At 38.1% G+C, this 12,853-nt stretch carries 7 protein-coding genes and 1 tRNA gene; 2 read left to right on the top strand and 6 right to left on the bottom strand.

The features are described 5' to 3' along the window. The first annotated feature begins 424 nt into the window (after positions 1-424). Positions 425-1,453 carry a YeiH family protein gene (locus BAU15_RS01430; RefSeq protein WP_161840969.1) on the top strand — a complete coding sequence of 343 codons (1,029 nt, stop codon included), beginning with the start codon at positions 425-427 and terminating at the stop codon, positions 1,451-1,453. Between the two features lie 209 nt (positions 1,454-1,662). Here BAU15_RS01430 and BAU15_RS01425 read toward each other — a convergent pair whose 3' ends face one another. The 5 genes from BAU15_RS01425 to BAU15_RS01405 all read right to left on the bottom strand — a co-directional run bounded on the left by BAU15_RS01425 (position 1,663) and on the right by BAU15_RS01405 (position 11,496). Then, complete coding sequence (locus BAU15_RS01425; RefSeq protein ID WP_161840968.1) at positions 1,663-2,544, bottom strand: YitT family protein; 882 nt, start codon at positions 2,542-2,544, stop codon at positions 1,663-1,665. 350 nt (positions 2,545-2,894) lie between these two features. Further along, a complete protein-coding gene (locus BAU15_RS01420) occupies positions 2,895-5,699 on the bottom strand; it encodes an alpha-L-rhamnosidase (RefSeq protein ID WP_161840967.1) in 2,805 nt (934 codons plus the stop codon). Between the two features lie 279 nt (positions 5,700-5,978). Continuing rightward, positions 5,979-7,526, bottom strand: a complete 1,548-nt coding sequence (locus tag BAU15_RS01415; protein ID WP_161840966.1) for a glycoside hydrolase family 43 protein — start codon at positions 7,524-7,526, stop codon at positions 5,979-5,981. 198 nt (positions 7,527-7,724) lie between these two features. Continuing rightward, a complete protein-coding gene (locus BAU15_RS01410; RefSeq protein WP_237580102.1) occupies positions 7,725-8,879 on the bottom strand; it encodes an MFS transporter in 1,155 nt (384 codons plus the stop codon). 220 nt (positions 8,880-9,099) lie between these two features. Next, positions 9,100-11,496 (bottom strand): glycoside hydrolase family 2 TIM barrel-domain containing protein, encoded by a 2,397-nt coding sequence (locus BAU15_RS01405; protein ID WP_161840964.1) that lies wholly within the window; start codon positions 11,494-11,496, stop codon positions 9,100-9,102. A gap of 109 nt (positions 11,497-11,605) precedes the next feature. Here BAU15_RS01405 and BAU15_RS01400 point away from each other — a divergent pair, with 109 nt between their 5' ends. Beyond that, positions 11,606-12,589: an AraC family transcriptional regulator gene (locus BAU15_RS01400; protein ID WP_161840963.1), complete on the top strand. Its 984-nt coding sequence runs from the start codon at positions 11,606-11,608 to the stop codon at positions 12,587-12,589. A 163-nt stretch (positions 12,590-12,752) separates the two neighbouring features. On the opposite strand, the gene BAU15_RS01395 is transcribed toward BAU15_RS01400, so the two are convergent. Then, positions 12,753-12,842: transfer RNA gene (locus BAU15_RS01395), tRNA-Ser, on the bottom strand. Between the last annotated feature and the right edge of the window lie 11 nt (positions 12,843-12,853).

The following is a 12,853-nucleotide window of genomic DNA, read 5'->3' as shown; positions in this document are numbered from 1 at the left end:
AGAAAGGCTGACTCCACTAGATTTGGGAAAAAATTAACTTTTCTAATTTTTTTGTAATAGAAGGTCAAAACGGCGCTCAAAGTAAGCACGTCTAAAATTGTACCAAGTAAAAACAATTGATGTAAGGAATTTATTTACAAAATTATTTATGGCGCTATTTATGAAATTATTTGTGGAGTTATTTACGATGCTATTCTTGAAATAATTTATGGAGCTATTTGCGTAGTTGTTTACGTAGTTAGTTATGAGATTGATGATTTAGCTAGCTAGTTTTCAATTATCTGGTTCAATTATCCGCGAGATTCCTTTATACTTAATGACAAGTGGAAAAAGCATACAAGAAACACGTAAATAAAACACGAGTACCCTTGCACTAATAAACTAAGTATAAATACACCCAAATTTATGTCAGAAGGAGTTCATTATGCACGTCTCATTCCAATCAATCAGCAAAAAAATAGGTCCTATATTACCAGGATTAGCCTTATCCGTCACCGTTGCTGCAATCAGCCGCTTACTGGCGCTATTCGTGCCCAAGCTAGGTGGCGCAACTATCGCCATTTTACTAGGCATCCTCTTAGGCAATACCCTTTTCAAACAGAAAAGTCTAGCCGTAGGAACCAAATTTTCAGAAAGTAAGTTGCTGGAAATTTCCGTGGTCCTGCTCGGTGCTACCGTAACCTTTCAAACGATCGCCCAAATTGGCCTAAAAGGAATCGGCTTCATCTTGATTCAGATGTCCGTCACCATCTTAGGCGCCTATCTCATCGGTAAAAAAATGAAATTCAGCGATACCTTTACGCTCTTGATGGCTGGTGGTAATGCAGTTTGTGGCTCTTCGGCCATTGCTTCGATTGCCCCAGCAATTCATGCTGAAGATGAAGAAAAAGGCCAAGTCATTACTCTAGTCAATTTATTAGGGACAGTTATGATGCTAACTTTGCCCTTTTTAGGACTCTTCTTATATGGTGAGAATCTTTTAGAAAAAAGTGCCTTAGTGGGAGGTACCTTGCAATCCGTCGGCCAAGTCGTCGCCGGTGCCAGCATGTTAGATCAAACAGTGGTTCAATTTGCTATGCTCTTCAAAATTTTACGCATCGTCTTATTGGTAGTCGTCGTCTTTCTTTTTGAGAAATTTATGCAAACAAAAACACCTCCGACAACAGCTAGCCAAGTCGAAAAGAAAAAGAAGAAACTACCACTTCCTTGGTATGTTCTCGGCTTTTTAGTATTTTGTATCATCAATAGCCTAATCACGCTGCCATCATTTGTTGACCAGACCGCTCATTTTATCAGCACTTGGTTTGAAATTACGGCATTAGCTGCGATTGGTTTACGCTTAGACTTTGCAAAATTCATGAAAGAAGGCCCACGCTTCTTACTCTATGGACTTTCTGTCGGCAGTCTGCAAACCGTCACAGCTATCCTTTTAATTTTCCTTATTCGGTTGTGAGAGTAAGCAACTCATTCACTAGTAACTACTCAAATACCGTGAAGGCTAAACTGATTATTCGTCTCAAAGATCGACTTTGGGGCGGATTTTTTTGTAAACAGCAAAAAAGCTGAAACCTATTTGGCTTCAGCTTACATTTATTAGATTCTATACTATTGGCACATAGCCCTTTGCGTCAGGCTATTTTTTGTTTATGACTCTCTCAAATCCTAGTTAATTTCACTAGTCTCAATCGATTCCATCACACGTTTCAAATCAAAACCACGACCTAAAACTTCATTAGCTGGCATCGAAATAATGAAGGCCTCACCATCAATTTCTTGAAGCGCTTCTTTAACATTTGTAAAATCCTTCTCGTGAATGACCGTCATCAACATCATCCCCGCGTGTCCACGATAGCCACTTTCGATTGGCACCATGGTCACACCTTTATCCAACGTTTGCGTCAACAAGTCTTTCATCACAAGGTACTCATTTGAAATGATAAAGACATTTCTTGAGCGAACAGGCCCAGCTTGAACCAAATCGATCACTCGACCAATCACAAATAGACAAATAAGTGAGAACAACACAACGTCGATATCAAAGGCAATAAAAGCAGATAAAATAACTAAGCCATCGACTACCCAAACCGAAGCGCCCAACGGAACACGGAAATATTTATTAACCACCTGGGCAATAATCGCCGTTCCACCTGTCGATGCACTACCTCGAAATTCTAAGCCAATCCCGATTCCTGCGAGTACGCCGCCAAAAACCGCTCCGAGCAATACATTATGAGTTGCAGCAGGCAATCCTTCTGTCAAACCCACGAAAAAAGGAAACACCAAACTCCCATAAATCGTCTTAATTCCCGTCGCTTTCCCTAGCAATAAAAAGCATAAAAGGAGCAAAGGAATATTTATCGCATATAAAGTTAACGCCGCATTCCAACCAAACGCATGGTTTAAAACAACACTAATTCCGCTAGCTCCACCAGCAACTAAATGGTTCGGCAATAAGAACGTATTCATCGTTACCGCCAAAATTAGCGAACCAATCGTCACATACACATAGTCTTTAAAAAATACACGTACATCAAATTTTTTCATCATTTCACCCTTCATTCAAAAGTCCTAATATAACGTAACATACTCTAGTTAGAAGGGCTAGAGCTTCCAAAAGAAATTCCTTTTTTTCTTATTATTTGCTCATAAATTGTGCGCTACTTCCAGAAAATTATTTAGATAGCTAATACGCCCTCCGAGGTGCGTTTATAGAAAAGACATAGTGTAGTGTTCAAGTTAATAACAATGTTTATTCTCAATGATTTCAGACAAATTAAAGACACCAGAAAACTTATAAAAAGCTTTCTTGCGCCTTTAATTTTTTATCCTTGCATTAAATCCTTCAGGTTAGTTCTTTTCATCGTTTCTTCCATTACTACCGGAAACGTCTCTCCTCAATGGCGTTCACTTATAATAGGTGTTTCCACTAAAGCTTGATTAATTTTTTCTAGGTTAGACACACTGATATGAATAAAAGGTAATAACGTATTTAATTTAGTCAGTGACATACTACCTAAACCTCCTGCCACTGCAGCTGGATCTTTTCTAAAAAAGTTCAGTACATCATCAATCTCATCTATTTTTTCCATCATCAGTGGATCCGCCATAATGTCTGCAACAGGTGTTTCAGCATGATAATATTCCACATAATTTTCTGTTGGTATATAAGAAATATGATACGTTCCACACGTTAAAACAAATTGCCCACCTTTTTGTTCATTTCCATTCACTTGCACAGGTATGCCTGAAGATCGCGGCAAATCGACTTGAACTGAAACGCCAAACGGAACCGTGATAGTTGTGTGGATTGTATGCTTTTCATCAGCTTCAATCTGATACTCTGCCACAAACTTGCCATAAGGTGTCTTAAAATAACCACTAACATGTTTTAATCGATAATCAAAGTTAGGTGCATAAGTCAATGTTTTAAATCCGGGAGTATGTTCTTTAATACCTAAGACATACTTGTAGCCCCACTCCATAATCGCACCAATACTATAATGATTTAACGAATTCATCCCATCTGGGTTCATTGTTCCTGATGGTTCAATCGAGTTCCATCGTTCCCAAACAGTTGTCGCTCCCATATTGACTGCATATAACCAGCTTGGAAAATCTTCATGTAAGAAAATTTTTGTTGCTAACTTATGTTCGCCATATTTAGACAACACTTGACAAATGAAAGGTGTTCCCACAAATCCTGTTTGTAAGTGATCGTTATCTTTGCTCAAACGACTGACCAAATCCTTCGATACGCGAGACAATTGTTCAGCTGGCACTAACTCAAAATAAAGAGCTAAGGCATAAGCTGTTTGTGTATCAATTGATAACCGCCCTTTAGCTGTGATATATTCCGAACGAATCGCACTCAGAATTGATTCAGCTTGATTTTTATAGAAGATTACATCTTGTTCATACCCTAAAATTTCAGCAGTTTGTGCAACGATCAAACTTGAATAATAATAATATACTGAAGCAATAAAATCTTCATCTGTTTTCCCTGTCGGTAGTGCTGGATTTTCTCCATCAAGAGCAATCCAATCACCAAATTGAAACATTCCGGTCCAAAGATTTTCTGTTTTTGAATGTTGAGTAATCCAATCTACCCACGCCTTCATGCTCACATAATTTTGTCGTAAAATCGCTGAATCGCCATATGTTTCATACATATTCCAAGGAATGACTGTTGCTGCATCACCCCAAACAGCGGCTCCTCCATCAGTCGTTCCCATTGCAGGTGCATACATTGGGACCATCCCATCAAAACGCGCTTGCTCGATTGCAACATCTTTCATGTATTTTTTGAAAAACTGAAAAACATCCATATTAAAGGCAGCAGTGTTTGAAAATACAGTCGCATCACCTGTCCAACCTAAACGTTCATCCCGTTGAGGACAGTCTGTTGGAACATCAAAAAAGTTACTTTTCTGACTCCAACGTACATTTTCAAATAGACGATTCACTTTAGAATTGTCGGTGATTATATTTCCCGTATCTTTCATATCTGAATAGATGACTTGTGCTTTATAATCCGTTAGCTGAATTGGTTGACTAGATCCTGTAATGCGAACATAACGATAGCCATAATACGTAAAATGTGGTCGTACCCACTTTTCTTCACCATCTGAGATATAAACAAAAGCGGCGCGAGCTTCGCGCAAATTATCGCGATAGAAATTGTCCTCTTGCAACACTTCGCTCATTTCAAATGTTATTTTAGTCCCCTTAGGTTCGCGACTATAAAATGTTAACCAACCTGCTTGATTTTGACCAAAATTCAACACATCTTCTCCTAAAGGTGTCTTTAATAGAGCTTTAGGAACTATAGTTTCCTTAACTTTTAGTGGTAGACTCAGCCGATCCTGTAAGAGATTTTTATTGTGATCAATCGTCACAACTGGTTGCCAATCAGTGATTTCTATAGTCGCATCTATGTCCTCACCATAATAGATACCCGAGTGAGTTATTTGCCCACTCGTCGTTTGCCAACTAGCATCTGTTTTAATAATTTCTTGACTACCATCAGCATAATTTAGATACAATTCACCAATAATCATGTGTTGGTCGCCATATATATTCGCTTTACCGCCATCAAATCCATAAGGACTTTTATACCAACCATCCCCAGTTGAGACTGTTAAAGTGTGATTTCCCTCTTCTAGTCCCTGACTAACGTCGTATGTTTGAACTTGAACCCATTGATCATAGGCTGTCACACCAGGAGCTAAATATTCATCGCCAATCTTATTGTCATCTAAATACGCTTCGTATACCCCTAAACCAGTCATATATAAACGCGCAGAAATAGGTGCTTTAGCAACTGAAAACGTCTTTTTAAATAACGTGTTCGGCAATTTTTTATTTTGATTAGCAATCCAATCCGCAGCAAAGGTTTCTGTCAGTTTCCCCGTTTCAAAAAAACTTTCTCCGATAATACATTGCTCATCATTCGAGAGGCTGATTTCAAAAAAGTAACGCGTCCTAGGTGCTAATGTTAAATCAACATCAAAATAATTCGTTTCATAAGCTGCTGGTTTTGTCTGATACACTGGTTGATTTTTATCAGTCGTCCAAATTGTTAATTGTTTAGTCATCTGCACAAATTCTTCTGCACTGACTTTAAATTCTATGCGCAAATCATCTAATTGATAGCCCACAGGCTGAACCATATGATTAACATAAATTTCCATAATTTTCATACTCGTCCTCCAATAATTTACTTTGTAGCATCGTCTCAAAATAAAATGACCGGGATAGAGCCTTCGAAATTACCCTGACTTGTAAATTTACTTGATGACGCTTCACTCACAGAAACACTCCCAGTATAAGCATTTACTTAAATCAAGCTATGTTAACAGCCATTAAATTCATCCAGTCTAGCAGTTGTCTGATTACAGGTGTTCGACATCAGCCACAGGGAAAATTGCCTACTTTATCCTAAGTAGAACTATCCCAATTCCCAAAAAATATTAAAAATGTTACAGATTCGTTCGTTCTACCTTACTGACAGACAAGTATGCATCACCTAGCACATAAATACCTTGGATATCACCCGTATTTAAAGCAGCAATTGCTTCATTAGAAAAATGAATCGCCTGCGTGTTAAAAGCGTGGGTCTCACCATTAGCTCGAACGGCAAATGTTTTAGTATCTGGCTGGCTAATAATTTCAAAAGAATCAGGTAATTGCGATAGTTCACCTATAACATCATTAATTTCGATATCTCCAACTTTTTGTTTACGAAAAACACGATAACTTCCTGTCTTATCATTCACTTCAACGAGAATTGCGGCGTAATGATCACTGTTAATTAAACTAGCTACGCCCACCATTCCATCATTGAGTTGCGTTTTACTCCCATCTACTTGAACTTTAAAGGATTGAGCATGCTCTGTTTGACGAACTCCTAAAAAAGAAGGTGTCCCTAAGTCCTCGAAGGCATTACCACATCCCTCTAATATTAACTGATTAGGAGAAAGGTGAAGTCGGTCTGCTAAAGAAGAACGTAAACTTAACCATTCAGGATGTAAACTATCACTGATAAATTCATCTGTAAATGTGACTAACTTTTGCTCATTAGTTAAACTAGCCACATGCTGAGGATAGTCAGCTAAATCGACCTCTACAGTCGGGGTACCTTGATATATTTTTGGCCACTTATCCTCCCAAATAACAGGATATAGTAACGTTTCTCGACCTAGATTAGTAATTTGAGTGAAGCCTACAGTAGCTGGTCTAGTACCTAAACACGTTAACCACCAATTACCGATTGGATCTTGAAATAAATCAGCATGACCAATATTCTGTAACGGTTCTGATGCACGATCCCGGTTCGTAAATAAAGGATTCACATTCTCCTCATTCATAAAAGGACCCCAAAGAGACTCACTGTGGAACATCGTAATCATATGACCCACGCCTGTCCCCCCTTCGGCTGCCAATAAGTAATATCCATTTGGTCGTTTAATAATATGAGGACCTTCAACATCTCTTCCACCCGTACCAAAACTAATAACCTCTGGACCACGAAGTATCTGCCCAGTGTCTAATTCAATCTCCACCTGTTGGATTGCTTTGGTACCTTGATCATCAATATAGCCAGTAAATGTCACGTAACTACGATTATTTTCAAAATATAAATCAGGATCAATTCCCATAATATCTACTTCAATACGTTGTTCCTGCCAAATAATACTAGAGCCATCTTCCGACAACGATCCACAAATAATAAAATTTTTAAATTCGGCAAAATTTGTTGTGATTACATAAAATACACCTTGGTGGTAACGAATACAGACAGCAAAAATTCCTTCATTTGATTTAGCCTGACGCAAATCAGCCTGGGTTGTTTCAGTCACAATACTTGGCAATGGTGACCAATTCAACAAATCTGTACTTTTTGATAAAGCTATTCCTGGGTAATATTCAAACGTACTATTCACCATATAGTAAGTATTTTCTACTCGCACAATACTTGGATCAGGATACATTCCTCGCAATATTGGATTTTGGTAATGATTTATCATCCTCTCACCCTTCCGTTAAATGATTATTATCTATTCAAACTATATTTATTTGTTCAAAATTTAAACACATCGTGTCAGGAAATACGTTAGTATCTACCTTTACTTGTTTCATCTCTTTAGATTCAAAAATTTGTGTCCTCAGTTTTTACTTTTATTCATTAACTCAACATTTCAGCAAAGAACTTCCCCATGTAAACTTTAGGCTTTCTCAGCTATGACCTTTGTTTGGTGAATTTTCTCTACTCGAGAACCTAAGCGTGTAATAAGCAATACTACGGCTGTAACAGAACAAATTATCATACCAGCGATAAATGATTGTTGGCCTGCAGTGACGCCTATTGCTGCCAAAATAATCGGTGATAAGACTCCGGCAACTGAACTCATCAGTGTATTCATCGCAATCACCACAGGAAATTGCTTATGGTCTGCTAAAATCGATAGTTCATAAGGAATTGTCGCGTTTACCATGACAATACCGACACCAGAAAACATATTACCTAAAATGTGTAGTGAAATATTATCAAAGAATGCAATACATACATAAGAAAGTGCGAAAGCCACGAATCCCCAAGCAATGGTATCTGTTTTAGTCATTTTACGAATGTACTTAAGACTAAATGCTGTCAAAATACCGCCAACATTCCCAATAGCTGATACCATAGCAGTGTACGCCGTGCCGTATCCTTTTCCGGCTAATAAAAGAGATTGATTGGCCATAAAAGTCATTAAACCTAATGACATAATAAATGTAATCCCTATAATAATATAAACATAGCCACTTAATCCTTTAACAGACTGCATAAAACTTTGTTGTGTCTTTTTCTCTAAACCTTGGCTACGAACATCTTGTGGTACTAAGAAAAATACTAATATAAAAATAATAACTGCAATACCATATATCCAAAATAGATTCCGCCAGTCCACACCACCTAGGACGCCGCCAATTCCAGTAAATGCCATCATCCCAATATTGTTAACACCGACAGCCCACCCCATGACAGAGGCACGCTCTTCACCATCAAAATGTTCTTGTAATAGCACCGGACCAACATTACTAATCAAACCAATCCCAAAACCCAGGGCAACCATACAAGCTAGAATGATATTTAGACTACTGTTGAAAAAAACGGGTAGTAAACCGCTGACCATAACAAATCCCACGGCTAACAATCCAACATTTTTACGTGTTAATATATAAGTCAGCCAAGTAAATAATAGAGTTGCTACTAATTGTCCCAATTGAGGAATCGTGCTCAACATCTGGACCTTCGTAATCGCCTCATCAGGAAATGATTCAGCAATTGCTGCAATTGCTGCCCCTACAACTGAAGACGACATAAGTAGCAAGTTCATACTTAAAATACCAACTGCAAGTGATAATTTCTTTTTCATAAATATTTCTTCCTTTCACAATTTCATATTAGTAGTAATGTCAATCTTGAGCGCGTTTTCATTTTGCCCTTTTATTCTTGGCTGAAAAACTATTCAGCCCTATTCAAAATTCTTTTTTTTATGCTCAAATCATAGGTGATTTTGACTAGTAATACCTATGATTTGAACAAAATCATCTGTTTTATTCTGATACCAGACTTGCCATTAATTTAAACTCATCATGTTGTGTCTTCACTATGGCTAAAGCCTTACCATTAAATAAACGAATTTTTGTAAGATCATTTTGGTGATGATCTGAAGGATTGCCATTTCCCAAACCAATAATATCGCCACCATTACTCTTCAATGAAATCCATTCATTAGCTGTTGGAACATACGTGTGATCCTTATCTAGCGCTCGTACTTCAAATAAACAATGTGTTTGTCCTCGATAGCGCTCAACAACCTCTACTGCGGCTGTTTTTCCACTAGTTTGATGACTTGTTGAAGCTACCTGCTGATCACCTAGATAACCGACAACACGCACTTCACCCTCTGAATAAGGCACACGCCAATCCGTTTTATGCCCAGTTACTGTTTGTCGTCCGAAACTCTGTTGATTAACAAAAAGCTCCACGCTATCTACGTTACTAAAGACCCGAACGGCCACTTCGCCTTTATCATCAATCTCTAATCCTTCACGATTCCAATGAGGCATCATGTGTACAAAAGGAGTTTCTGTCCAAAATGCTCGATAATAATAATAATAATCTTTTTCAAATCCACACGTATCAACAATACCAAATTGAGAACTAATAGCTGGCCATGCAAATGGAGATGGTTCACCAAAATAATCAAAACCTGTCCATAGAAAGACACCACCCATATAGGAATGCTCTTCTAAGTATGTCATCACTTCTTCTGGTTTCGCCGTGCCACCAGCCCCTGGATCATCGGGTTGACGCTTTCCAGGTAAAACCATTGAATATAGTGAGCCAAGATTATTACAATGACATTGATTTTCGTCATCGCGATAGACACCTCGGGTAGAAAAATAAGAAGCATTTTCCGTACTAATCATTGGTAGATCAGGATATTGTTGCTTAATTAAGGCTGCCCCTGGTCCCATTACTCCCGCTTCAGGATAGTTCACCCCTAAAACATCATAGTGATCTAAATATTCAGGATCCACAATACCTTCGGGATTAAGCAATTCAGCCGAGATGACCAAATGTTCTTGATCTAATCGTTTAATAGTCTGTACCAACTTTTTAGCAATCCGACTCCCTAAAGCTGTGTTGCCTATCACTTCTTCATTAGCAACTGACCAAAAAGCGAGACTGGCATGATGACGAGCTTTCTTCACCATTTTTTTCAAATCGTCTAAACGCCATGGCGTACTTTCTAGCAAACGGTTTTCATTCATCATTAAAATACCTAACCGATCACAAGCCATTAATAATTCTTCTGAAGCAAAATGGTGGGCACTGCGGATTGCATTAACACCCATCTCTTTTAAAATGGTCAATTTGTACTCCACAATATCCTGATTCAAGGCTACGCCAACACCAGCAAAATCTTGGTGTTCACACACTCCTCGTAATTCATAAGGCGCGCCATTTAGATAGAACCCTTTTTGATCATAACCAAATGTACGAATTCCAAATGTCTGAGTAAGGTTATCTGTGCCAATATCAACCGTAACCTGGTACAGCTTAGGATTCTCTGGGGACCAACAAACTGGATTAACAATCGATACATCATGTGTAATGTTTTTTGTTTGTCCCGCTTTAAGAATCATTTCAGACATTGTTAAAGATTGCTCTCCCAATTGAATTCTAGGTTGAATTGTTATTTCTCTTGCGCTCTCATTATTTATCGCAAACGACACGTTTAATTCAGCTTTTTCCGGTGTCAAATCTGTTGTCGCCACATAAAGACTATCGCGGTCTAAAGCGATTTCAGGAATAAGCTCAAGCCACACATTTTTGTAAATCCCCGCTCCTTCATACCACCAACCTTCTGGTCCAGTCGTAGTATCAACCTTGACTAATAAGGCATTATCACCCTCTGAGCCGTAACGTGCACACTCAGAAATATCAAAAGAAAACGATGTGTAACCGCTATTATTTCTTCCTAAATAAGCGCCATTCAACCACACATCTGCCATGCGCATCACACCATCAAAGTGCAAAATCACACGTTGTTCTTTATAAGCTTCCTCATCTAATGAAAAAAGCTTACGGTAGAAACCAACTCCATCTGGTTTTGATCCACTCATCAAATTAGCTGGTTCATTTACATAGGGCAAACCAATCTTCCAATCATGAGGTAAATCTACTTTTCCCCAATCAGAGGTCAGCGTAGTTTCTAAGTCAGTTCCTGCTAAATTTTCTAAGCCTTGCTCACGATTCCCTCGAGCAATTAACTTCAGAAAGTGGTCTCCTCCAGCACTTGTAATAACTCTCTCTCCCTTTTCATCAGGCAAGGGATTCGTCAGACCACCTAAAGCATGAGCTTTTTTTGCGGTCAAAGGTGGTGTTGATAGTGCCCCGTAATAAAAATCCCATTGATGATTTAGTAATTTAGTTTTTCTCATTTCCTCACTCCTTTTCCTTTATATTAATCTCAAATTGAACATGTTATAATCTGAATAATCGACAATTACTTGCCCAAAACTATGATTTTCCAACTTAGGAGATGATTTTATGACAAATGAGCATTTCACCAAGATTGAACAGACTTCACCAGGCAGCCATCCTCAAATCGTAACGCATACACCTATTTCGCTCTTCTATAAACGACGGATACAAGACCGGATACTCTATACGATGGTTAAAGATAACAACTTGACGACATTCGAAGCACCTGAATATCGGACGATTCACGAAAATCATGATTTCGAACTCATGTATGTGTTAAAGGGACAACTCACGAATAATTTAGAGGATAAATCCTTCACCTTCTATGCTGGCGATGGTTGCTTCTTAAGCCCAAAAATGCGTCATTATGAAACCCTAGAAGAAGATACATTTGTAGTTTTTATCAATCTATCACCTAAATTTCTTCAAGAACTTTTTAATGAAACAGCTTGCATGGGACAAGCTTATGGTTTTCTACAGCACAGTTTACGCCACGAGAACGAATGGCAACAACGTTACCTGCAAGTGACTAAAATTTTACCTACTCCTAACAAACCCCTACAAATTATGTTAGACGCTTTGCAACAAGAAATTGCTACCCGTAAGATGGGCGCTTCTTATTTTCAGAAAGGCTTAGTCTTAAGAATCATTGAATCTCTTCAAAATTCAAACAGATTTTCTTTAAAATCAGTCGATTTAAATGATTCCAAAGAAGCTTACTTAGTCAACCGTATCATCCATCAGATAGAACACCATTATGGTAATATTTCACGTAATGAAATCGAAAAAAATTTACATTATAACGCGGAATACTTAAATCGATTACTAAAAAAGCAAACCAATAAAACTATTTCTCAATATGCAAAACTCATACGAACGGAAAAAGCGACACAATTATTAAGCACAACCAATTTGACCATTCAAAAAATTGCTCAAGAATTAGGCTTTGGGAATGATCTCTACTTCTATCAATTTTTTAAGAAACAAACAGGTCAATCCCCTAATCAATATCGTAAGCAACACAAAAACAGCGATCAGGAAAGCTTTTAGCTTTTCTGATCGCTGCTTTTACACTACTTATCTCATCTTCTAATTCCCTTTTGACCAAGGTTCATCCCAAAAAACTACAAAACCTAGCGCATACAAAAAAGAGCAAAATCCCCATAAACAAAGGATTTCCACTCTTCACAAAAACCTTTCTTAAAATACTTTACGGAAGGTAAGGGATTCGAACCCTTGCACGGTTTAACCCGCCTAACAGATTTCGAGTCTGTCCTCTTCAGCCGGACTTGAGTAACCTCCCAACAACAGTCA

This window comes from Candidatus Enterococcus huntleyi, from assembly GCF_009933175.1.
GTDB lineage: Bacteria > Bacillota > Bacilli > Lactobacillales > Enterococcaceae > Enterococcus_K > Enterococcus_K huntleyi.
Note: the sequence above shows the minus strand (reverse complement) of the source record. Positions and strands in the feature narration are given on the sequence as shown.

What these genes read in the sequence shown, in the direction of transcription:
- BAU15_RS01430 (WP_161840969.1), top strand. Translation starts at nt 425, where the DNA reads ATGCACGTCTCATTCCAATCAATCAGCAAAAAAATAGGTCCTATATTA.
- BAU15_RS01425 (WP_161840968.1), bottom strand. Translation starts at nt 2,544, where the DNA reads ATGAAAAAATTTGATGTACGTGTATTTTTTAAAGACTATGTGTATGTG.
- BAU15_RS01420 (WP_161840967.1), bottom strand. Translation starts at nt 5,699, where the DNA reads ATGAAAATTATGGAAATTTATGTTAATCATATGGTTCAGCCTGTGGGC.
- BAU15_RS01415 (WP_161840966.1), bottom strand. Translation starts at nt 7,526, where the DNA reads ATGATAAATCATTACCAAAATCCAATATTGCGAGGAATGTATCCTGAT.
- BAU15_RS01410 (WP_237580102.1), bottom strand. Translation starts at nt 8,879, where the DNA reads ATGAACTTGCTACTTATGTCGTCTTCAGTTGTAGGGGCAGCAATTGCA.
- BAU15_RS01405 (WP_161840964.1), bottom strand. Translation starts at nt 11,496, where the DNA reads ATGAGAAAAACTAAATTACTAAATCATCAATGGGATTTTTATTACGGG.
- BAU15_RS01400 (WP_161840963.1), top strand. Translation starts at nt 11,606, where the DNA reads ATGACAAATGAGCATTTCACCAAGATTGAACAGACTTCACCAGGCAGC.